This window comes from Pseudomonas sp. 18058 (assembly GCF_902706155.1).
GTDB classification, from domain to species: Bacteria; Pseudomonadota; Gammaproteobacteria; order Pseudomonadales; family Pseudomonadaceae; genus Aquipseudomonas; species Aquipseudomonas rustica.
This window is the reverse complement of record NZ_CACSJY010000061.1, coordinates 1-22,599: the sequence shown is the minus strand read 5'-3', so window position 1 is coordinate 22,599 and position 22,599 is coordinate 1. Positions and strand designations below refer to the sequence as shown.

The window sequence follows — 22,599 nt, the reverse complement described above, 5'->3', positions numbered from 1 at the left end:
GCTCCTACTAGTATGTGTTTTTTTCAGATTACGCAGTGCTCATGTTTCCCCAAGCCCCCCTCGAACCTCTTCATCTGGACTGGCTGACTTCCGCCGGCATCGAAGTGGCGATCCTGCGTCTCGACCAGATCGACCCGCTGATCAGTGGCAACAAGTGGTTCAAACTCAGCGAACACCTCAAAGCCGCCGACCGTGCGGGCGCCGAAGGCATCATCAGCCTTGGCGGTGCGCACTCCAATCATCTGCACGCGTTGGCAGCGGCCGGAAGACGCTTGGGGTTCAAAACCGTGGGACTGTTGCGCGGGCATCCGCAGGAAACGCCGACGGTGAAGGATCTGCAGGCGTTCGGCATGCACCTGCATTGGTTGGGGTTTGCCGGTTACCGGGCACGGCATGAGTCGGGGTTCTGGTTGCCATGGCGGGCGCAGTATCCAGAGTTGCATGCGGTGCCGGAGGGTGGTGGGGGATTATCGGGTGCGCTGGGTTGTGTGGCGCTTAAAGAGCAGGTCGACGCGCAATTGCATTCATTGGGCTGGAGTGATTACCACGGCTGGTGGCTGGCGTGCGGCACCGGGACGACGCTGGCGGGGCTGGTGCTTGCCGAGGCGGGGGCGCATACGGTTTATGGTGCGTTGGCGGTGCCGGAAGATCACGGTGTGGCGCCGCAGGTTGAGTCGATTCTGCGAGAAGCGGGGCGGGTGGATGCGGGGTATGAATTGATTGATGCCAGCCAAGGTGGTTTTGCCAAGGTTGATCCGGGGTTGTTGGCGTTTATTGAACAGACCGAACAGGCTAGCGGTGTGCCCTTGGAACCGCTGTATACCGGCAAAGCGCTGCTGGCCCTTAAGGAACAAATTGGGTCAGGTAAATTTTCCAGCGGCACACGACTGATCTTCATCCACACCGGCGGCCTGCAGGGCAGACGCGGTTTCCAGCCCTGACAGGTGATGTTTTTGTGGTGAGGGGATAAATCCCCTCGCCACAATGGTTTGCATTGCCCAGATAGATCCCATTGCCAGCCACAATGAATGCATTGCCACAATGAGGCCTCAGTGGGTTTACCCGCGCTTCGGCATCATCCGCAGCAACGTGTTATCCCTCACCACATAATGGTGATAGATCCCCGCCAGCGCATGCAGCCCGATCAGCCAGTAACCGATCGTGGCGATCAGCACGTGCCAGCCCTCCACCTGTTTGGCGAAGGCTTTGTCCTCACCCACCAGCAGCGGCAGATCAAAACCATAGAACATCACCTGATGCCCCTCGGCGCTGGTGATCAGCCAGCCCAGAATCGGCATGCTGATCATGAACAGGTACAACGCCCAGTGCATCAGCCGCGCCAGTACGGTTTGCCATTGTGGCGAGGCGGGGAAGATTTTCGGTGCCGGGCCGAGGCTGCGGGCGAGCAGGCGAAACCACACCAGCACGAATACGGTCAGGCCCAGCATGTAATGCACTTCGCGGATTAGCGTGCGGCCGCCGCTGCCTTTGGGGAAGAGGCCGCGCAATTCCATGCTGGCGTACACCAGCACCAGCAGCACCAACATCAGCCAATGCAGCATGACCGACACGGTGCTGTAACGCGATTCGGAACTTGTCCACGGCATACAGTGTTCCTCTCGGTTCAGGGTTTCATCGCACCGTTTCTCTGACGGCATGCCTTAACTGTAAACCCACTTGGGCATTTCTGCTTAACGAAACAAAAGTTTTAATGTGCTGTTTTTACAAAGTTATTAGTGTTTGCGGTTTGCGGACTTTAGTGCTGCGGGTGTAACCGGTTGTTGTTTATATCTTGAATCTGCACAGAGTTTGATTGGCGTTGTTTGATCCGCTAATGTTGCGGGCAGTTGTTGCTTTCAAATCGCTTGATTTAATAAGTGATGCTGTTGATAACTTGCTTAAAAGGACTTAAATATGACTTTTTGTATTCTTCTGAATCACAAACATAGTAAAAACATTGTAAAAAAAGCGATGGCAAAGCCACCGATATCTCGACCGAAGCCCGTGGGCAGCAAACCGCCAGTAACCCGACCCACCACACCTCCGGTCAAGCCACCCGTGGTTCCGGTCAAGCCGCCAGTCAAACCTGCACCGGTCAAACCGCCTGTGAAGCCGCCGGTCAAACCACCCGTGAAGCCACCTGTCACTCCGGGGACGCCTGGCACCAAACCACCGGTCAAACCAGCGCCACCGGGCACCAAACCACCCGTGAATGCCCGTCCGCCAATGCCGTGGCCTACCTTGAACATCAACATTGATCCGGTGGCACTGATTAACCTGATCAGCGCCCTCGGCAGTATTCGCCAGCCGGATGGATCGACCACACTGAGCGATGGCAGCATCGTCGATGCCGGAAAAAACAAAGTTACCCGCCCCGACGGGATCATTCAGCATGCTGACGGCCGGGTCGAGCATCCTGATGGCCGCATCGTGTGGCCGGATGACACCGTGGAATATCCAGATGGTCGTATCGTCTGGGCTGACGGCACCGAGCAACTAGCGGACGGTTCGATTCGTCATCCCGATGGATTGAAATATGATGCAGATGGCAATCCCGTTGTTGATTGAATGTTACTGTTTTGATTTAAAAGACTGTTCAGGTTTAACAGCTTGAAACCGATCAGGTGTTTAATGTGATCAATAAAAAAACCGCCAGCTTTTTATCAGTTGGCGGTTTTTTTCAATCTACCTTAATCGTTTTGCGGCATCTCACCCTTGGCCAGACGCTTGTTGATGTCGGCAATCACTTCCGGCAAATCAGTGATGGTGTCGATCATATAGTGCGGACGCGAGCTCTCGAACAGCGCGTGGATGCGCTTGCGTTCGCTGGCCAGTTCATCGCTGCCCAAGGCGCGGAAACCTTCGTAATCCAGGCCCAGCGCGTTGCCCGAGCAGATCAGCGCGACCGTCCACATCCCGGCGCGACGGCCTTCGAGGATGCCCGGCACGGTGTCGTCGATCTTCACACAGGCGCCGACGTCGTCGATGCCCAAGGCAATCACGTTGGCCAGTGCCTGAGCCGGCCAAGGGCGACCGTTCGGCACCTCGTCGGTGGCAACCACGTGGTCGGCGACGTAGCCGTTGGTGGCGGCCAGCTCGACGACTTTATCCATGACCTGCTTCGGATAACCGGAGCAGGAGCCGATCTTGATCCCTTGCTGACGCAGATTGGCGATGGTTTCCAGCGCGCCGGGAATCAGCGCCGAGTGCTCGGCGATCTTCTCGATCTGCAGCGGCATGAAGCGGTTGTAGATCGCGGTGACGTCGTCATCGGTCGGCGTGCGGCCGAACACTTTGCGATAACGCTCGGCGACTTGCGGCTGATCGCAGAGAGTGCGGATGTGATCCCACTTGCCCATGCCCATCGGGCCACGGGCTTCTTCGATGGAGACCTGCACATCGAATTCGGCGAAGGCTTCGACGAAAATCTGCGTCGGCGCGAACGAACCGAAATCGACCACGGTACCGGCCCAGTCGAGGATCGCGGCTTGCAGCTTGCTTGGATTGACGTAGTTCATGTTTATCAAATTCCTGTAATGGCAATGCAATTCAAACTGTAGGAGTGAGCCTGCTCGCGATAGCGATTGTTCATTCAACATCGTCGTCGACTGACACGGCCTCATCGTGAGCAGGCTCACTCCTACAGGGGATTTGTGTGGAGTTCAGATTTCGAGGACTTCCATCTCACGCAGCACTTCACCAACAGCCGCCACGGCCTGGCGCATTTCGTCCGGGCTGACATGGCCGATGCAGCCGACACGGAAGGTCTCAACCTGAGTGAGCTTGCCCGGATAAAGGATGTAACCCTTGGCCTTGACCCGTTCGTAGAAGTCCTTGAACTGATAACGCGGATCGTTCGGCGCATGGAACGTGGCAATAATCGGCGCCTGAATCGCTGCCGGCAGAAAGCTGCGCAAGCCAAGCTTGCCCATCTCTTCCATCAGCGCCTGGCAGTTGGCGGCATAACGCGCATGCCGTGCCGGCAAACCACCTTCTTCGTTGTATTGCAGCAGCGCTTCGTGCAGCGCCGCGACCACGTGGGTCGGCGGGGTGAAGCGCCATTGACCGGTTTTCTGCATATAAGCGTGTTGATCAAACAGATCCATCGCCAGCGAGTGCGAATTGCCAGCCGCAGCGGCCAGCGCTTCCTTGCGAGCGAAGACAAAACCCATCCCCGGCACGCCTTCCAGACACTTGCCGGACGCGGCGATCAGTGCGTCGAACGGCACTTTCTGTGCGTCCACCGGCAGGGCGCCGAAGGAGCTCATGGCGTCGATGATCAGGCGTTTGCCGTGCTGTTCGACGACGTGGGCGATCTCTGGCAGCGGATTGAGAATCCCGGTGCTGGTTTCACAATGAATCAGCGCGACGTGAGTGATATCACTGTCGGCGCGCAGCAAGCGGTCGACGTCAGCGGCGGTGGTCGGTTCGTCTTCAGCGGTTTCGAAGGTGCTGAACGAGCGGCCGAGCACTTCGCAGATTTTCGCCAGTCGTTTGCCGTATGCGCCGTTGATCAGCACCAGCACTTTGCCGTCGCGCGGCACCAGGGTGCCGATGGCCGCTTCGACGGCGAAGGTGCCGCTGCCCTGCAACGGCACGCAATGGTGAGTGGCGGCGCCGTTGAGGATCGCCAGCAATTGTTCGCAGAGGCTGGCGGTCAGTTGGTTGAAGCGGTCATCCCATGACCCCCAGTCGACCATCATCGCCTGGCGGGTGCGGGCCGAAGTGGTCAACGGGCCGGGAGTGAGCAGGATGGGTTCGGCAATACTCATTCGTGTGTCCTCGGATAGCGCTGTGGGATGAAGCTACGGGGCATACGTTGCAATTCGGCGTTGCATCAATCAAATTGTTTGTTGTTATGCCAGCCATCAGTGAGAGTTATCCATGAACCTGTTCCAACTGCGCGCCTTCGACGCCGTGGCCCGTGAAGGCAGCTTCACCCGTGCCGCTGCGCGGTTGTTCATCAGTCAGCCGGCGGTCACCGGGCACATCAAGGCGCTGGAGGAGCACTACCAGATCACCCTGTTGCGGCGCACTGCGCGACGGGTGGAACTGACCGAGGAGGGCACCAAACTGGCGGCGATCACCCGCGCGATGTTCGGCCTCGCGGAAGAGGCGCAGACCATGCTCGAAGCCAATCGGCAATTGCTCACCGGGCGCCTGGAAGTGGCGGCGGACGGTCCGCACATGGTCATGCCGATGTTGGCGAGCCTGCGCGCGCGTTACCCGGGGATCACGGTGAATCTGCGTTTGGGCAATGCCCAGGAAACCCTGGCGGCGCTGTTATCCGAGCACGCGGATGTCGCCGTGCTGACCGAAGTCGAACCGCGCAAAGGCCTGCACCTGCAAGCGCTGAGCGAGTCGCGGATTTGTGCGCTGGTGCCGGCGGCGCATCCATGGGCAACGCGCCAAGGCGAGGTGAAACTCAAGGAGCTGGATCAAGTGATCATGGTGTTGCGCGAACCGAGTTCGATCACCCGGCGAACGTTTGACGAGGCCTGTGCGCAGGCCGCAATCCATCCGCGTGTGCTGCTGGAGCTGGACAGCCGCGAGGCGGTGACGGAAGCGGTGGCCGCCGAGTTGGGCGTCGGCGTGGTGTCATCGGTGGAGGTCAGCCATGACCCGCGCGTGGTGGCGATTCCGATTGTCGGCGAGGGCTTGGTCAACCGGCACATGATCGGTTGCATGGAGCGCCGTCGGGAATTGCGCTTGATTCAGGCTTTTTTCGGTTTGGCACCGGCCTAAATCAGGCAATCGCCAACTGCGCTTGCGCCGGCAGGATCGCTGTAGTTTTGCGCGTGACCTCGATTCTCGGGTAATCCGCCTGCTTCAACTGCATGCCTTCGAGCAGATCCAGCGCGGCAGTCGGATCGTTTAACGGCAGCGTCTGCAACAGCTTCACATCGAGATTCCACCACTGACTCTTGAGCAGCCTTTCGATGGTCTGTGGGTCATGCCGATACTTGATGATTTTTGCCGGCGTACCGGCAACGATCGCGTAGGGCGGCACATCCTGAGTCACCAGCGCACGCGTCGCGATAATCGCGCCAGTGCCGATCTGCACCCCTTCAAGAATCATCGCGCTGTGCCCGATCCAGACGTCGTGGCCGATGGTGACGTCGGCCACCACCGGGTCGAAGGTCAGGGCGGTGTCGGTGTACTGAAAGGGATGAGAACTCAGCCAGTCAGTGGGATGTGAGCTCTTTTGCTGGCCGATAAAGCAGCGGGTGCTGATCGAGCAGAAACGGCCAATCGAGGACACGGCGGACAGCACACAATCGCTGCGAATGTAGGTGTGCGCACCGATGGTCAGGTGTTTCGACTCGATCACCACATAACCGATGGACACGTGCTCCTCGAGCGTCAGCCTGGATCGCTTGTGCAAGGAGGAAATGCCACCGGCGACTTTACAATCGTGCTGGCGAATCCATTTCTTCCAGAAATGATCTCGAACGGAATTGATTAGTTTTTTCACGATGCGTTCTTCGATTCCGTGATCGCAACTCTGCGAAAGGTGTTGGGAAATAATTTGTCACAGGAGCTCAGGCGCCAGTGTAGCCGACGATCTCGATTCGACTGAATACGAAAATTCCGACGTTACGCCAGACTCTCGCGCACCATTTCCAGAAACGTCGCCACCACGCGCCGCGAACTCTGTTCGCGCAGGCACACCAACGTTTCCGTCAGGCGCCGCGTGCAGTCGATGATCGGCAACGCGCACACCCGCGAATCCGCCCCAAATTCTGCCGCCGACACCACGCCGACACCAATCCCCACCACCACGGCCTCACGCGCCGCTTCCCGGCCTTCGACCTGAATCGCCGGACGAATGCGAAACCCGGCCCGGGCCATTTCTTCTTCCAGGGTTTGCCGGGTTACCGAACCGTGTTCACGCAACACCAACGGCGTGTCATCGAGATCCGCCAGGCAGATCGACTCGCGCTCGGCCCACGGGTGATTACGCGACACAAACGCGACCATCGGATCGTTACGCAACGGAACACAGAGCAAGCGTTCATCGCTGACATCACGCCCGAGCAGAGCCAGATCGGCCTGATAGTTGAACAGGCGAAACAGCGATTCGTCGGTGTTGCCGGTCTCGATCTTCACGCTGATCCCCGGATAGCGCTCGCAGAACCGCGCGATCTGCGGCAGCACGTGCACCGGCGCATCCACCGCCAGAATCAGGCTGCCGGTCTGCAAGGCCTGGGATTCCTGGAGTAATTCCTGCGCTTCGGCTTCGATCACGAACAGCCGCTGGGTGATCGCCAGCAAGCGTTCGCCCAGATCGGTCAGGCGCACGGAACGTTTATTGCGGTGAAAAAGCAAAACGCCAAAGCGTTCTTCCAGTTTGCGTACCTGGTCGGAAATCGCCGGTTGCGTGAGGTAGAGCCGCTCGGCGGCTTTGGTGAAGCTGCCATGCACCGCGACGGCGTGGAAGGCTTTGAGTTGGGCGTGGGAGACTGCCATGGCGACTCCTGGTGCGAGATCAGTTCAGTAACAAGCTGAGCTTATGAGTGAAATACGATAAATCGATTTTATTTATTAAACAGTAATTGCTTTGATCGGCTCACGCCATCGCTGACTGCTCGGTCGAGCAGCGGCGTTGGCCATGAGCCTGTGCGTGCAACAGCAGGCCTCATCTGACCGGTACCGCCAGAGGGAAGGGTGGTATCGCAGTGCTCAACAATAAAAACACAGGCGTTTTGCTTAACGATTCTGCCGGCACACTCACACCCTGAGGTCAGAACCACAATGAACAAGCACATCGGCACCATCGCACGTTGGCGCGTGCAGATTTTCGCGATTACCTGGCTTGCGTACGCCGCTTTCTACTTCACCCGCAAAGCCTTTTCGGTGGCCAAACTGGGCATCGCCGAAGACCCGACCTTCATGCTCGACAAAATGGCCATGGCCAATCTCGACGCCATCTATCTGGCGGCGTATGCCGTGGGCCAATTCACCTGGGGCATGCTCGCCGACCGCTTTGGCCCAAGGGTCGTGGTGCTCGGTGGCTTGCTGATTTCCGCCGCAGCCGCGTTGGTCATGGGCAGTTACGCCACGCTACCGATTTTCGCCACGTGCATGCTGATACAAGGCTTGGCGCAGTCCACCGGATGGTCGGGGTTGTGTAAAAACCTTGGCAGTTTCTTTCCCGCGAAAGAACGCGGGCGAGTGCTCGGCTTGTGGAGTTCCTGCTACGCCTTTGGTGGTCTGGTGGCTTCGCCGTTCGCCGGTTGGTGGGCGTATACGCTGATTGGCAGTTGGCACGCAGCGTTTATTTCCAGCGCGGTGGTGGTGGCGGTGGTCGCGGTACTGTTCTTTATCTTCCAGCGCAATAAGCCGGAAGATGTCGGCCTGCCGGAAGTCGATCCGGAGCCGGTATTGACCGCTGAGGAAACCGCAGCCAACAGCAAGCTAAGCGTGTGGGAGCCGCTCAAGGAAATTCTGCGAAACCGCACGGTGTTGGTGCTCGGTCTGGCGTATTTCATGTTGAAACCGGCGCGTTACGCGATTCTGTTGTGGGGCCCGGTGATCGTGTTTGAACAGATGCCGAGTGTCGGCAAGGTCGGCGCGGCGATTATTCCGACCTCGTTCGAACTGGCCGGATTGCTCGGGCCGATCCTCATCGGTCTGGCCTCGGACAAACTCTTCGGTGCGCGGCGCATGCCGGCCTGCGTCATCAGTTTGCTCGCGCTGACCGTGACGCTGGCGCTGTTTATGGCCGCGCTGCAAACCGGCAGTGTGTTGCTGGTCGTCGCGCTGCTGTTTGTCATGGGCCTGACCCTGTATGGCCCGGACTCGATGATCAGCGGTGCGGCCGCCATCGATTTCGGTAAAGCCAAGGCGGGCGCCACGGCGGCGGGTTTCGTCAACGGTTGCGGCTCGGTCGGTGCGGTGCTCGGCGGTCTGCTGCCGGGTTATTTCGACTCGGTGACGGTGTTCATCGTCTTCGCCGGTTGCGCATTGTTTTCGGCACTGGTGCTGATCCCGCACTGGAACAGCCGCCCGGTCGGCGTCATGGAACCGCGCGCCTCGATCCCCAATTGCCCGCTGACCATCAAACCTCTGCGTACCTGAAAACCCGCTGCCTCGTGGCCTGCTGCGATGTTCGCGGCAGGCTGCGCCGTGGCCCACTGACTGGAGAAATCCCATGAGACCGTTTTGGCTGGAGCAGGCCTTGCAGGCTGATACGTCCGAGACTTGCCCGCCGCTGCAAGGCGAAGTGCGCACCGACGTGTGCATCGTTGGCGGCGGTTACACCGGGTTGTGGACGGCGATCATGCTCAAGCAACAGAACCCCGAACTCGATGTGCGGCTGATCGAAGCCGACATCTGCGGCGCTGGCGCCAGTGGGCGTAACGGCGGCTGTGCGCTGTCGTGGTCGGCGAAATATTTCACCCTTGAGCGCTTGTTTGGCGTCGAGGAGGCGGTGCGTCTGGTCAAGGAGTCCGAGCGCAGCATTCATGCGATCGGCGAGTTTTGCGAGCAGTACGGCGTCGATGCCGATTACCGCCTCGACGGCACGCTGTACACCGCGACTAACCGTGCGCAGGTCGGCTCGACCGATGCGGTGATCGCGGCGCTGGAGCGTAACGGCATCAACTCGTTCACCCAGCGGCCGGTCGCGGATGTGCAGCGCATGGCAGGTTCCAGCAAACACCTGGAAGGCTGGTTTTCGCCAGCGGCAGCCAGTGTGCAACCGGGCAAACTGGTGCGCGGGTTGCGCCGCGTGGCGTTGCAACTGGGCGTGACGATCCATGAAAACACAGCAATGACCGGTCTGGAGGAAGGGCGCCCGGCGCGCATTCAAACACCCAACGGCAACATCATCGCCGACCGCGTGGTGCTGGCGATGAACGCGTGGATGGCTCGGGCTTTTCCGCAGTTCGAACGCAGCGTGGCGATTGTTTCCAGCGACATGCTGATCACCGAACCGCGCCCGGATCTGTTGCAGGAGATCGGTTTGACCAGCGGCGTCACCGTGCTCGATTCGCGGATTTTCGTGCACTACTACCACAACACTCCGGACGGCCGGATCATGCTCGGCAAGGGCGGCAACACCTTTGCCTTTGGCGGGCGGATGCTGCCGGTGTTCGATCAGCCGTCGCCGTATGCCGGGTTGCTCAAGCGCAGCCTCGATGACTTCTTCCCGGCGTTCAGCGATGTGAAAGTCGATGCGACGTGGAACGGGCCGGCGGATCGCTCGGTGACCGGTTTGCCGTTTTTTGGGCAGATGAGCAGCAGCGGTAATGTGTTTTACGGGTTTGGCTATTCCGGCAGCGGGGTTGGGCCTTGTCACATGGGCGGGCAGATTCTGGCGTCGCTGGTGCAGGGGCTGGATAACGCCTGGACGCGCTCGCCGATTGTGAACGGGCCGCTGGGGTATTTCCCGCCGGAGCCGATTCGTTATCTGGGCTCGTTGATGGTGCGCAATGCTATCCGGCGCAAGGAACGCGCCGAAGATCACGGCCACCGGCCACGGCATCTGGACGTGCGCCTGGCGAAATTCGCCGCTGCTGCCGGTAAGGCGGATAAGGGTTGATGCACAGCTTTTTTGGCAATCCTGTTGTCGGGATTGTGGTGATGGGTTTTTTTTTGTTGTGATGGGATTTTTGTGGCGAGGGGATTTATCCCCGATGGGCTGCGAAGCGGCCCCCTCTTTGGAGTATTACTGAGACACCGCGTGCTCAGGTTTTAGGGTCGCTTCGCAACCCAACGGGGATAAATCCCCTCGCCACAGGGTTTTGGGTTGTCCGTAGGGATCAGGAGCGGTTGGTTAGCCAGTCGAGTAAGAGGCTGCTGTCGCGTGCTGGCGGTGCTTCAACCGGCGCGGATTCGCGCTGCGCTCCCAAACACAAAATCGGTCGATCCGGATCGCTGTCGAGAAAACTCACCCACACCTCACTGCCCGCGCGGGGTAATTCATGCGCGGCAATGCGGCCATTGGCGTTGGTGAACGCGATCGGCAGCCAAATCCCCTCAGAATCAGGCGATGTTGGCCTCGGCCACAAACTCACCTTGATTCGCCCCTTGTCATCCAGTTTCGATGGCTGCCCCTTCGTGCCGAGCACTCGCGCCAAGTGAATCCCCGGAATGCTCGGCCGTGATTGTTTCAGCGCCGGGCGAAAATCCGTCGACCATGGCAAAGCCGTGAACTCGCAGTGATAGCGATACACACTCGGCGCCGGATCAAGGATGCAAGGTTGCTGACCCTGATGGCGCACTGAGGTGATCAACCATTGCTCATTGAAGGTGTTGACCGGGTGTTCGGTCACTTGCAGCAGGTCGGCGCTGTGCAATCCGGGGCTGTCGCAGCGACCGTGAATCGAGCGGTACTGGCAGCGCTGGCGCTCCAGATGGCGGCGGCTGCGCTGTTCGGCATGACGTTGTTCAAGGGACAACATCTGCGGTGCGAGGACAGGCACGGTTTGATTGGCCGAGTCCTCGCCCGACGCCTGTTGGCCACGATTGCGCACCCGGTGCAGCGCTCGAACCGGCGCGGCATCATGCTGCTGAAACAGCGCGCTGACCCGTGGCGATGGCGTGTCATCGTCGAGACCGAAGGGCAGCAGCGTAGGTTCCTGCGGCAGGCTCAGGCTGTCATCGGCAAACACCACCACATGCCCGTCAGGCCGATGCTCGAAATGATAATGGATGCCTTCGTCTTCACACAGACGTTGCAGCAGCGCCAAGTCGCTTTCCTCGTATTGAATGCAAAAGTCCCGCACGGGGTAGTGGCCGACGGTCATTTCGATGCGAAAGCTGTTCTTTGGCAGCCCATGCTCGGTGAGCAATTGTGCAAGGATCGCCGGCACACTCAACTGCACAAACACCCGGCGTTTAAGCGATTGCGCCAGACGTTGCAGATAAGGCACCAGCACCAATCGATAACCGATCCGGTGCGTGCCGCGATGTTCGCAACGGACACTGTGGATCAGGCCATGCACACCGTGCTGCTCGCTCAGGCGTAAATACGCCGGTTGCTCCAGCAAGCTGTCGGGCAGGACGGCGGGCGCCAGGCCAATCACATCGACCTCGAAGCGAAAGGGCTGATTGAGCGCTTCATCACCGCTGAAACGCACCACCGGCAGGCACAATCCGCCATCGATCAGGGTCAGGGTCAGGGTGAAGGGACTTTCCATGTCATTGAGCATTCGTACAGGTTCTGTCGGTCAATACGGACGGCAGAGGGTACGAAACCGCAGCGCGGAATAGTCACCGCAAGGCAGCTTTTCAGAATCGCCCTACACGTTGTGGTGAAGATGTCGATTCGCCAATCAATATTTTTGGTCGATTGCCGACTTTAGGCCGTATAAACTTGGCGCCACGCGTCGGCCAATAGATGTCTCGGCGCCACAGATCAAGAGAGTGAGTAATGGGCGCACAGTGGAAGGTTAAACACAAAGAAGCGGCAGCCAACGCCAGGGGCAAAATCTTCGGCAAATTGGTGAAAGAAATCACCATTGCTGCGCGCAACGGTGCCGATACCGCCACCAACGCACACTTGCGTCTGGTGGTTGAACAGGCCAAGAAAGCCTCGATGCCGAAAGAAACCCTCGATCGCGCGATCAAGAAAGGCGCCGGTCTGCTGGGTGAAGCGGTGCAATACCATCGCGTGACCTACGAAGGTTTCGCCCCGCACCAGGTGCCGCTGATCGTCGAGTGCGTGACCGACAACGTCAACCGCACCGTCGCCGAAATCCGCGTCGCGTTCCGCAAGGGCCAGTTGGGCGCTTCCGGTTCGGTCGCGTGGGACTTCAACCACGTTGGCATGATCGAAGCGTCGCCGGACACCCCGGACGCCGATCCGGAAATGGCCGCGATCGAAGCCGGTGCTCAGGATTTCGAGCCGGGCGAAGACGGCGCGACACTGTTCCTGACCGACCCGACTGACCTTGATGCCGTGCAGAAAGCCCTGCCGGAGCAGGGCTTCACCGTGTTGTCGGCCAAACTTGGCTACCAGCCGAAAAACCCGGTGACCGGGCTGAGCGATGAGCAGATGGCTGAAGTTGAGGCGTTCCTTGAAGGCCTCGACAACCATGATGACGTGCAGGATATGTTTGTGGGTCTGGCTGGCTAAAGATCAAAAGATCGCAGCCTCCGGCAGCTCCTACAGGGGATCGCGTTCTCTGTAGGAGCTGCCGCAGGCTGCGATCTTTTTTAGCTGTCAGAGGTTTTCCAATACCTCAATCACTTCACCGAACCCCGGCCGCGCCAGCACATCCGCCTGACAGCAACGCCGCTCCAGCTCCTCCAGCTGCAAACACCGCTCTTCACTCAACCCCGAATCGATACGCGCCAGCAATTCCCCCAACAAAACCCCGAACGCCCGCACTTCAATGCGTTGCAGCGCCCGTGTCTGCGCGTTATCCGTCGTGGCATGGAACGACGCCCCGCCAAAATCCCCCAATAAACAATCGCCTCGGTCGTTCAACATAATGTTGTGCCCATAGAGATCGCCGTGGGTGATGCCTTGCTCATGCAGATGCTCCGCCGCCGAGGCAACGCCCTTGGCAATGCGTAACGCAACGTCAGCCGTGAAGCGCAGGTCATCGGCGTAAACATCCCGCGAGCACGACGCCAGACTTGGCAACCCGGCGAGGTTGCGAAAGCTCGGATCGATCAATTGCATGACCAAGCCTTGCTGACCGTCGGGGTGGCCGTCGATTCTCCCTTCAACGCGGATCAAATTCGGGTGCAAGCCGGCGGTGATGCACGCGTTCATCTCGTGCAGCGGTGAGCCATCGCTGGTCATCTCACCTTTGTACAACTTCACCGCGACCGGCTCTTCGCTGTGATCGGCACGTTGCCAGATCGCCCGATGAATCACCCCGGAGGCACCTTCGCCCAGCTTCTGCTCCAGACGCAACGCTGACCAGTCGATCAGTGGCGTGGCTTCGGGGGCGGCAGCATCGGCTTCGGTTTCCAGCGGATTACCGGCGTAGGCCAGCCACGTCAGGCACGGCAGGCTCAGCAGCCATTGCGGCAATTCGCTGAATTGGTTGACGGAGATGCGCAACAGCTCGAGTCGGTGGCATTGGCTCAGCGACGGCGGCAGCGCTTGCAGACGATTGCCAGACAGCATGAGTTTCTGCAGATAAGGGCGCTCGCCCAGTTCGCTCGGCAGGGTTTCGATGCAGTTGTCGGTCAGGATCAGCCAGCGCAACAGCGGCGGCAGCGCGGCGCCGGGAACGTTGACGATGCGGTTGGCCTTGAAACCGATCATCGTCAACGCCGCGCATTGGCCGAGGCAGGCGGGCAGTTCGGTGAACGGGTTGTCCGAGCAGAACAGCACGCGCAGGCGGGTCAGACGGTGCAGATCGTCGGGCAGACTGCTCAGGTTATTGCCGCTGAGATTGAGGATTTCGAGGGTGTCGGCCAGCTCGAAAATCTCGCGTGGAAACTCGGTCAGCCCGCAAGACAGATCCAGCCGCGTGATGCCCGACAACTCGCCGGCGCGCAATTGAGCAAGGGTGTGCATGTAGGTGTTCACTTTAGAAAGAGGACAAAGGCACGAGGCGCTCGGAATGGACGACATGATAACGGCAGAAGCTAATGCAGGTGTAGGAGCTGCCGCAGGCTGCGATCTTTTGATTTGGCAAACCGAGGGTCAAAAGATCGCAGCCTCGTTTCACTCGACAGCTCCTACAGAGGCTGGCGTCAGGCTAGTTGAGGGATAACCTGAAGCTGCCCCAACCGGCTACGCGTACGCCCCAGATCAATCGCATCGCCGCCCAGGCTTTCGCACAGCGACGACCGGCCAATCAACGTCAGGTGTTTATCCTGGTCGTAAAGCACGTCGATCAAATTAATGAAGCGCTGTTGCGCCGCAATCGAGCAGTCGCCCAGCAGTGGCAAATCATCAATCACCCAGTGGTCGAAACGCCGACACAACTCCAGATAATCCATCACCGCCGTCGGCTGCTCACACAGGTCATCGAAGGTAAAAGCCACGCTTCTGTCGTCACACCGTCGTGCCCGAAAATGCCGGGTACCGACGGCCAGCGACAATGACGGGGCATCTTGTGCCGGCAGGTTCAGGGCCATGCGCTGATCGGCCGTACCCGGCCAGACATAATGCCCATGGGTAAATACTTGATGCTCATGATTACGCGCCAGACTGCGGTAATCATGCGGGCCGCCGACTTCCATGACCTGCATGCGCGTATTGATCAACTCGATCACCGGTTTGAAACGCGCGTGATAGAGCGGGTTGGGCAGCAAGCCTTCGGGCGGATAGTTAGAGGTCACCAACAGCAGAATTCCACGCTGGAACAGCGCTTTGAACAGCCGGGTGATGAGCATCGCGTCGCCAATGTCATGCACGTGAAACTCGTCGAAACACAACACCCGACAATCTTGCAGCAGCTCATCAAGGGTGGTGGCGAGGGCATCGTCCTGCTCGCGATGGCTGAACATGCCTTGATGCAATTGCGCGAAGAACTGATGGAAGTGCAGCCGCCGCTTTTGCGTGATCGGCAGCGCCTGAAAGAAACCGTCGAGCAGCCAGCTCTTGCCGCGCCCGACCGCGCCGTGCAGGTACAGACTTGGCGGGGTTTGAGCGCGGACGCCGAATAACAGACTGGCCTGTTGCGCCATGCAATCGATGACGCGCTGCTGACTGTGGCTGAGGGTGTAACCCTGCTGGTGCGCCTTGTTGCGGAAATAATCGCGGATCGACTGTGCGCTCGCCTCGTGCCCGGCGCTGGCGCCAATGCCCTTGCCGAACAAGCGGCGCAGCACCGGCCAGCGTTGGCTCAGGTGTGATCGTTTCGGCGGTCGGGCGGGCACTCTGCGGTCACTCCGTATCGGTCATGCCGCCTCCCCGGAGTGCGGCGCGACATTGTAACCAGGCGACGTCAACGGCTTCTACCTCGGGCTGTCGAGGCCGTTCGGTGACAGAACATTTTCCGCGTGTTGCCAATCTTTCGAAACATAACCCGACCGCTCCATGGATCCAATCGACTGGCGCAATCGCCGTGCGTTGCTAACCTGAAACACAGTCACGACAGCGCAAGCCAGTGCTGACAAGGAATGGCGCAGTGAATCAACGAGTGGTCATGGGCCTGCTGGGTGTGCTTGCTGCACCTGCATACGCGGCGGATCTACAGGTCGAAGTGCGAGTCGACGTGCAGCGCGGCTGCCAGTTGATCGGCCAGCAACGCGAGGCCGGGATTGAGCAGCTCGGCGTGCTCGACTTTGGTAGCACCGCGCGCCTTGACGACCCTGACGGGCCATTGAGTGCGGCGCTGACCAATCAACGCTTGCCACGGCTGGAATGCAACCCGGACACGCCTTATCAGATGCGCGTTGACGGCGGTTTGCACGGCGGTGTCGGTGAGGTGCGATACATGGCGGGGACGGAGGGCAGCAAGCCGATTCCTTACCGCTTGTATCAGGATGCGGCGCGGCGAGTGCCGCTGGTGGTGGACGTACCGGTCAGCGGGCGGGTGCCGGACACGGGCACGGTGGAGTTGCCGTTGTATGCGCGGATCGAGCGGCTGGCGGAAGTGCCGAAGGTCAGCCGCTATTCGGATTTAGTGAAAGTAACGGTCACCTGGTGATCGCAACGGACAGCAACAACGCAGTGCTCAATGATGAGCGCAATGGATGCAGTCGCTGAAGGAGTAGGGACGGGCGCAATGGCAGGCAAATACTGGATGGTCATGGCAGCAGGTACGCTGGCGCTGCTCGCGGACGATGCGCAAGCAGCGGTCAGCGGGCAGATCCACGCGCGGCTGATCCTGATCGCCGGCTGCGAAGTCACCAATACCTCCAACCCCGCCAGTCCGGTCAGCGATCTCGGCACGCTGGATTTCGGTCAGCAGGGGCCGACCTGGAACGCGCCGATCAAAGCAGCCCTCGACGGCGACACCAGCGGCAAACTCAATGTCGCCTGCAACCCTTCGGTCACCGGTTTCACCGTCACCATCGACGGCGGCACCCATGGCGACGGCAACACCCGGCGCCTGAGCAACGGCCGCCAGACCCTCCCTTATCAGCTGTTTCTCGACCCCTCGGGCGCGCAGAGCTACAGCATCGGCCAACAACACAATTTCGCTGTCACCAGCGCTGCGCAAATACCCATTCCGGTATTTGGCTCGGTGGTGGCGAATACCCGCGCGGTTCCGGCAGGGGTCTACACCGACACCCTGACGGTGACGCTCGACTGGTAACCCCGTAGAGGACGGACACCATGCGTACGTTTGCATCAAGGATAGGTTTGCCGCTGCTCGGTCTGGCGCTGGTTTCCAGCGCCAACGCCGCCACCACGGTCACTGGCCAGATCACCTCCAGCCTGATCCTGATCAGCAGCTGTCAGGTCAACGGCGCCGGTGGCTCCACCGGTCTGAACTTCGGTGCCTTGAACTTCGGCACCGCCAACAGCCTGTTCACCACGGCCACCGGGCAAGTGCTCGGCGGTGGCGGCGGGGCGCTGTCGATTCTGTGCTCCAGCGGCACCACGCCGACGGTAAAAGTACGCGCCGGCGCCCATGACGGCATGTCGCCGGGCGGCACCCGTGCGTTGTACGACGGCGTGGCGAATTACGTGCCCTACGACTTTTACACCGATGCCGGGCACTCGCAGCTGTTGGCGATCGACGGGACGATCAATCTCGCCGCGAGTACCGGTGTCGCGCAGACCGTGAATATCTACGGTCAGGCCGTGGGCAAGGCCGGTTTGCCGGCCGGCACCTACACCGACACCGTTGCTGTTGAACTGACGTTCTGATGCCATGTTTCGCCATGGCGGCATCGCGTTGCTCCTGCTCTGTGCGGGCAGTGCACCGCTGCCGCTGACGGCGGCGACCAGCCAGAGCTTTCAGGTCAGCGCCACGGTCACGGCGGGGTGCCTGGTGGTGGGCGGGGTGTCGAACTATGGCGGGCTGAATTTCGGTTCACGGTCGGCGCTGGCCACCGGCACGGTGCAGGTCGCACTGAGTGGCGGCGTGCAGTTGCAATGCACGCCGGGGGTGACGTTGAACATGAGCGTCGATGGCGGCCAGTACAACAGCAGTGGCCGGCACATGCAGGTCAATAGCGGCAGCGCGCGGGTGGCGTACACGCTGTTCCGCGATGCGGCGTACAGCCAGAGTCTGGGCATTGGCCAGAGTGTGGCTGTGGCGTACAGCGATGCAAACAACATCCGCCTGCCGATTTACGGTCAGGTGCAATTGCCGGGCAATCAGCCTGGGGGGACGTACAGCGATGTGTTGCAGGTGCAACTGTCGTGGTGAGGCGAGGTTTGATGTGCCGACAAGGAGCAGGTTTATGGGGGCAGTTACGTTCATCCGGCGCGCGGTGTTGGCGCTGTTCACGCTCGGGACAGGTTATGCGCACGCCGCCAGTTCGGTGTTGATCTGGCCGATCGATCCGGTGCTGGAGGCTGATCAACAGGCCAGCGCGTTGTGGCTGGAAAATCGCGGCACTGAAACCGCCAACCTGCAGATCCGCGTGTTCGGCTGGAGCCAGAACGGTTACGAGGAGCAATACCAGAACCAGCGCGATGTGATCGGCAGCCCGCCGGTGGCGAAGATCGAGCCGGGTCAGAAACAACTGGTGCGTCTGACCCGCACCAAGGACGTGCCGCCCGGGCAGGAACTGGCCTACCGAATCATCATCGACGAAATCCCGTCCGCACAACCGCCCAGTGCTGAAGGTGGCAAAACAGCGGCGGCGATTCGTTTTCAGATGCGCTATTCGGTACCGCTGTTTGCTTACGGCGCCGGTCTGTGGAGCAAAGAAGACAGCACCCGCCAGCGCGATCCCAAGGGGATTGGTTTGCCACAATTGACCTGGCGCACGGTGGCCGTGGACGGCCGGCCGTATGTCGAAGTGCGCAATCAAGGTGCGGTGCATGCGCGGTTGACGGATGTCGCGATCAAACAGGGTGGGCAGAACAAACCGTTGGCGGAAGGCTTGCTCGGCTACGTGCTACCGGGCGCGGTGATGCGCTGGCCGGCACCGGGAGGACTGGCGGGGGATTCGGCGTTGCAGGTGCGGGTGAATGGCGGGGCGCAGGTGCAGAGCATTACCCCGGCGAAGTGAATGGGCTGATTCGGTGTCATGGCAAAGGGATTCACCAGTGCCACAGGGTTCACTGACCACAGTGAAAGTGGTCATGGCCACCCGCAGTATCAGGAGGATTCAGTCCATTGACGGACGTAAAGCGCGTATGAGCCGAGGATGGGCTCGCCGTATTCAGCGTCCGTTGTGGCATCTCACCGGCGCGTGCTGCCTGGTGTTCGTTCAACCGTCCGGGGCCGGCGAACTGCCGCCACCGCCCAGCGGCATGGAGGCCGTCAGCGATGCACAGTTGTTTCTCGAACTGGTGGTCAACCAGATGAATACCGGGCAAGTGGTGGCAGTGCAGCAGCGCGGCGGGCGCCTGTTCTTACCCGCCACGGCGCTGCGTGAAACCGGTATGAAACTGCCTGAAAACATCAGCACTGAAGTCGACCTCGACAGCCTGCCCGGTCTGCACAGCGAATACGACAGCGTCGGTCAACGCTTGCTGCTCAACGTGCCGCCGGAATGGCTGCCAGAACAGTTCATCGGTAATCGCCAGGCCTATCCGCGCACTCCGGCGCTGAGCAGTTTCGGCGCGTTGTTCAACTATGACCTCTACCTCAACGATACCGACGATGCCGGCACCTATTTAGCGGCGTGGAACGAAGTGCGGCTGTTCGACAGTTGGGGCACGTTGTCCAACACCGGGCAATATCGACGCACATTGTCCGGTGATTCAGTCAGCACGCTGGACAACGGTTACCTGCGTTACGACACCACCTGGCGGTATTCCGATGACGAGCGAATGCTCACTTACGAAGCCGGCGACGTGATCAGCGGCGCCTTGCCATGGAGCAGTTCGGTGCGTCTCGGTGGCGTGCAGTTCTCGCGGGACTTCGCCGTGCGCCCGGATCTGGTCACCTATCCGTTGCCGCAATTTGCCGGCGAAGCGGCGGTGCCGTCCTCGGTCGATCTGTTTATCAACGGCTACAAATCCAGCAGTGCCGAACTGCAACCGGGGCCGTACACGCTGACCAACATTCCATTTATCAACGGCGCGGGAGAAGCCGTGGTGGTGACCACGGATGCGTTGGGTCGACAGGTGTCGACCACGGTGCCGTTCTATGTCACCAGCAGCTTGTTGCAAAAAGGCTTGAGCGATTTTTCCGTGGCCGCCGGTTCCCTGCGGCGTGATTACGCTTTGAAGGATTTCAACTACGGCCCGGGCGTAACCTCCGGCAGCCTGCGCTACGGCGTCAGCGACAGCTTTACCCTGGAAAGCCACGCTGAAGCCTCCGACTCGCTGACCCTCGGTGGCCTCGGCGGCAATCTGCGATTGGGCAATTTCGGCGTGCTCAACAGCGCCATGAGTCAAAGTCGTTTCGACGGCGAAGGCGGTCAGCAGTTAAGCCTCGGTTACCAGTACAGCAATCAGCGTTTCAGTTTTTCTTATCAGCGCCTGCAACGCCACGATCAATACGCTGACCTGACTGTGGTCGACACGCCGTACATCAGCCTCAGTCGGCGCAGTGAACAGGCGACCCTCAGCGTTAACCTCGACCGTTGGGGCAGCCTCGGCGCCGGGTATTTCGATGTGCGCGCGGCGGACGATTCACGCACGCAATTGCTCAATCTGAGCTGGAGCAAACCGCTGTGGCGCAACAGCAGTTTCTACCTGTCAGCCAACCGTGAGATCGGCGACAGCAACTGGGCGGTGCAGGCGCAAGTGGTGATTCCGTTCGACCTGCGCGGCAGCCTGGCGATCAGCACCGAGCGCAGCAAAACCGGGCAGAGCCAGCAGCGGGTCAACTACAGCCGGGCGGTGCCGACCGAGGGCGGCGTAGGTTTCAATCTGGGTTACGCCAAGGGCGATGGCCCGGACTATCGACAGGCCGACGTGACTTGGCGTCTGCAATCGGTGCAGTTGCAGGCCGGGGTTTACGGTTCGTCCGACGCCGAAACCCGTTGGGCCGATGCCAGCGGATCGCTGGTGTGGATGGACAAGCAGGTGTTCGCCGCCAACCGCATCGACGATGCTTTTGTTGTGGTCAGCACTGAAGGTTTTTCCAACATTCCGGTGCGCTACGAGAATCAGCAGGTCGGTGAGACGGACAAGAACGGCCATTTGCTGGTGCCGTGGAGCAGCGCCTATTACCGCGGCAAATACGAGATCGATCCGCTCAACCTGCCGCCAAATGTGCGCAGCCCCAACGTCGAACAGCGCATTGCCGTGCGGCGTGGCAGTGGTTATCTGCTGGAGTTTCCGCTGACGCGGGTGATTGCCGCGAGCATCGTGCTGATCGACGCGCAGAAACGCGAACTGCCGTTGGGCGCTGGCGTGCTGCACGAACAGAGCGGCGCGCGGACGGTGGTGGGCTGGGATGGCCTGGTCTATCTGGAAAATCTCGAAGCGCAGAATTCCCTGGAAGTGACGTTGGCCGATGGCAGCACCTGTCGAGTGCAATTCCCGGTCGATATGCAGCAGAACCAGGTGCCGCTGATCGGCCCGCTGGTGTGCCAATGACGGTTGCACGGATGTTTTTGTGGCTCGCGCTGATGCTGCCGGGGGCGGCGCAGGCGTTGTGCTCGGTGGTGGGGACGACCCCAGCGTCGTTCGGTTCGATCAGTTCGATCGCCGTGCGCACCACCTCTCAACCCAGTTCGACATTGAATGGCGGGTTGAGCTGCACCGGATCGCTGCTGTCCTTGCTGACCAGCAACGACCATTTCTGGGGTACCGTGTCTTCGACCCAAAGCGGTTTGGTCGGGCCGACCGGCGATGTCATCAGTTACACGATTTACGCCAACAACAGCACCAGCTACCCGCTGACCCGTGGCACCGCTTATGACTTCGCCCGCAACGGCATCATTGATGCCTTGGGCCTGCTCAACGGCACGACGCCGAAAACCGTGCCGCTGTATTTGGGCACAACCATTGGCAGCAATGTCGCCGCCGGGGTCTACACCGAGACGCTGAGCATTTTCTGGAACTGGAATTACTGTTCGGGGATTGGCATTGGGGCGATCTGCATCGGCCGCGATATCAACAACGCTACGACCACGTTGACGGTGAACCTGACTGTATCCAATGACTGCACAATCACCGCGCCGAACATCGCTTTCGGCAGCGCGCCAGTGATCAGTGCATTCACGCCGGTGACCGGGCTGACAATCAATCTGGCCTGCACCAAAGGCAGCGCTTACACCGTGGGCTTGAGCGACGGGCAGAATGCAGTAAGCGTGGGCGGGCGGCGGCGGATGATTTCCGGCAGCAATTATCTGGCCTACGACATTTTCAAAAGTGCCGGGACAACGCGCTGGGGCAGTGTCGGCACGGCACGTCGTTCGAGCACCGATGCCGAGGTCAACCCCGGCAACGGACTGGGCACAGGCAGCCAGATCTTCAACTACAACGCAAAAATCTACACCGACCAGACCACGCCGCCGGCGGGCACCTACCTGGATAACGTAGTACTCGACGTCGGTTTCTGAACTCTCGCGATAGCTCCTGCCAACCACAATCCCCCTGTGGGAGCGGGCTTGCTCGCGAAGGCGGTGTGTCATTCAGAATAAATGCTGCTGATC

The 22,599-nt window shown here is 60.1% G+C and carries 22 protein-coding genes; 13 read left to right on the top strand and 9 right to left on the bottom strand.

Annotated elements, in window-relative coordinates; translation table 11 throughout:
• Positions 1-41 precede the first annotated feature (41 nt).
• Positions 42-941: a 1-aminocyclopropane-1-carboxylate deaminase/D-cysteine desulfhydrase gene (locus GVL50_RS24335; protein WP_159815333.1), complete on the top strand. Its 900-nt coding sequence runs from the start codon at positions 42-44 to the stop codon at positions 939-941.
• Between the two features lie 117 nt (positions 942-1,058).
• Here the strand turns inward: GVL50_RS24335 and GVL50_RS24330 are convergent, their stop codons facing one another.
• Together GVL50_RS24330 and GVL50_RS24325 are read right to left on the bottom strand one after the other, a co-directional pair.
• Entirely contained in the window at positions 1,059-1,607 is a 549-nt protein-coding gene (locus GVL50_RS24330) for a cytochrome b (RefSeq protein WP_159815332.1), read from the bottom strand.
• 330 nt (positions 1,608-1,937) lie between these two features.
• A complete protein-coding gene (locus tag GVL50_RS24325; RefSeq protein ID WP_159815331.1) occupies positions 1,938-2,249 on the bottom strand; it encodes a hypothetical protein in 312 nt (103 codons plus the stop codon).
• On the opposite strand from GVL50_RS24325, the gene GVL50_RS24320 reads away from it, so the two are divergent.
• Complete coding sequence (locus GVL50_RS24320; protein WP_159815330.1) at positions 2,242-2,568, top strand: hypothetical protein; 327 nt, start codon at positions 2,242-2,244, stop codon at positions 2,566-2,568. The two genes, GVL50_RS24325 and GVL50_RS24320, sit on opposite strands and share 8 nt — an antisense overlap.
• Positions 2,569-2,690: 122 nt before the next feature.
• Here the strand turns inward: GVL50_RS24320 and phnX are convergent, their stop codons facing one another.
• Positions 2,691-3,518, bottom strand: a complete 828-nt coding sequence (phnX, locus tag GVL50_RS24315; protein ID WP_159815329.1) for a phosphonoacetaldehyde hydrolase — start codon at positions 3,516-3,518, stop codon at positions 2,691-2,693.
• A 144-nt stretch (positions 3,519-3,662) separates the two neighbouring features.
• A complete protein-coding gene (locus GVL50_RS24310) occupies positions 3,663-4,772 on the bottom strand; it encodes a 2-aminoethylphosphonate--pyruvate transaminase (protein ID WP_159815328.1) in 1,110 nt (369 codons plus the stop codon).
• Between the two features lie 112 nt (positions 4,773-4,884).
• On the opposite strand from GVL50_RS24310, the gene GVL50_RS24305 reads away from it, so the two are divergent.
• Positions 4,885-5,745, top strand: a complete 861-nt coding sequence (locus tag GVL50_RS24305) for a LysR substrate-binding domain-containing protein (protein ID WP_159815327.1) — start codon at positions 4,885-4,887, stop codon at positions 5,743-5,745.
• 1 nt (position 5,746) lies between these two features.
• Here GVL50_RS24305 and GVL50_RS24300 read toward each other — a convergent pair whose 3' ends face one another.
• Positions 5,747-6,475 (bottom strand): CatB-related O-acetyltransferase, encoded by a 729-nt coding sequence (locus GVL50_RS24300; RefSeq protein ID WP_159815326.1) that lies wholly within the window; start codon positions 6,473-6,475, stop codon positions 5,747-5,749.
• A 122-nt stretch (positions 6,476-6,597) separates the two neighbouring features.
• On the bottom strand, positions 6,598-7,470 hold the full coding sequence (locus GVL50_RS24295; protein WP_053121752.1) for a LysR family transcriptional regulator: 873 nt from the start codon (positions 7,468-7,470) through the stop codon (positions 6,598-6,600).
• A gap of 285 nt (positions 7,471-7,755) precedes the next feature.
• Here GVL50_RS24295 and GVL50_RS24290 point away from each other — a divergent pair, with 285 nt between their 5' ends.
• A complete protein-coding gene (locus tag GVL50_RS24290) occupies positions 7,756-9,081 on the top strand; it encodes an MFS transporter (RefSeq protein WP_053121750.1) in 1,326 nt (441 codons plus the stop codon).
• Between the two features lie 73 nt (positions 9,082-9,154).
• Positions 9,155-10,546, top strand: coding sequence for an FAD-dependent oxidoreductase (locus GVL50_RS24285; protein ID WP_159815325.1), 1,392 nt, complete (start codon positions 9,155-9,157; stop codon positions 10,544-10,546).
• A gap of 220 nt (positions 10,547-10,766) precedes the next feature.
• Here GVL50_RS24285 and GVL50_RS24280 read toward each other — a convergent pair whose 3' ends face one another.
• Positions 10,767-12,158, bottom strand: a complete 1,392-nt coding sequence (locus GVL50_RS24280; protein WP_159815324.1) for a type VI secretion system Vgr family protein — start codon at positions 12,156-12,158, stop codon at positions 10,767-10,769.
• Positions 12,159-12,379: 221 nt separating this feature from the next.
• Between GVL50_RS24280 and GVL50_RS24275 the strand changes: the two genes are divergently transcribed.
• Entirely contained in the window at positions 12,380-13,084 is a 705-nt protein-coding gene (locus tag GVL50_RS24275) for a YebC/PmpR family DNA-binding transcriptional regulator (RefSeq protein WP_159815323.1), read from the top strand.
• 87 nt (positions 13,085-13,171) lie between these two features.
• Here the strand turns inward: GVL50_RS24275 and GVL50_RS24270 are convergent, their stop codons facing one another.
• Complete coding sequence (locus tag GVL50_RS24270; RefSeq protein ID WP_159815322.1) at positions 13,172-14,485, bottom strand: leucine-rich repeat-containing protein kinase family protein; 1,314 nt, start codon at positions 14,483-14,485, stop codon at positions 13,172-13,174.
• A gap of 179 nt (positions 14,486-14,664) precedes the next feature.
• Complete coding sequence (zapE, locus tag GVL50_RS24265; protein ID WP_159815321.1) at positions 14,665-15,795, bottom strand: cell division protein ZapE; 1,131 nt, start codon at positions 15,793-15,795, stop codon at positions 14,665-14,667.
• 269 nt (positions 15,796-16,064) lie between these two features.
• Here zapE and GVL50_RS24260 point away from each other — a divergent pair, with 269 nt between their 5' ends.
• The 7 genes from GVL50_RS24260 to GVL50_RS24230 all read left to right on the top strand — a co-directional run bounded on the left by GVL50_RS24260 (position 16,065) and on the right by GVL50_RS24230 (position 22,506).
• Positions 16,065-16,568 carry a spore coat U domain-containing protein gene (locus tag GVL50_RS24260; RefSeq protein WP_371926030.1) on the top strand — a complete coding sequence of 168 codons (504 nt, stop codon included), beginning with the start codon at positions 16,065-16,067 and terminating at the stop codon, positions 16,566-16,568.
• Positions 16,569-16,646: 78 nt separating this feature from the next.
• Positions 16,647-17,180 carry a spore coat U domain-containing protein gene (locus tag GVL50_RS24255; RefSeq protein ID WP_053121737.1) on the top strand — a complete coding sequence of 178 codons (534 nt, stop codon included), beginning with the start codon at positions 16,647-16,649 and terminating at the stop codon, positions 17,178-17,180.
• A gap of 20 nt (positions 17,181-17,200) precedes the next feature.
• Positions 17,201-17,737, top strand: coding sequence for a spore coat protein U domain-containing protein (locus GVL50_RS24250; protein WP_053121735.1), 537 nt, complete (start codon positions 17,201-17,203; stop codon positions 17,735-17,737).
• Positions 17,738-17,741: 4 nt separating this feature from the next.
• Positions 17,742-18,242, top strand: a complete 501-nt coding sequence (locus tag GVL50_RS24245; protein WP_159815319.1) for a spore coat U domain-containing protein — start codon at positions 17,742-17,744, stop codon at positions 18,240-18,242.
• A 34-nt stretch (positions 18,243-18,276) separates the two neighbouring features.
• Complete coding sequence (locus tag GVL50_RS24240; protein WP_159815318.1) at positions 18,277-19,053, top strand: molecular chaperone; 777 nt, start codon at positions 18,277-18,279, stop codon at positions 19,051-19,053.
• Positions 19,054-19,180: 127 nt separating this feature from the next.
• The gene (locus GVL50_RS24235; protein ID WP_159815317.1) at positions 19,181-21,538 is read left to right on the top strand and encodes a fimbria/pilus outer membrane usher protein; all 2,358 of its coding nucleotides are present in this window, start codon (positions 19,181-19,183) and stop codon (positions 21,536-21,538) included.
• Positions 21,535-22,506: a spore coat U domain-containing protein gene (locus GVL50_RS24230; RefSeq protein WP_159815316.1), complete on the top strand. Its 972-nt coding sequence runs from the start codon at positions 21,535-21,537 to the stop codon at positions 22,504-22,506. The genes GVL50_RS24235 and GVL50_RS24230 overlap by 4 nt, the downstream gene beginning before the upstream one ends.
• Positions 22,507-22,599: the final 93 nt, after the last annotated feature.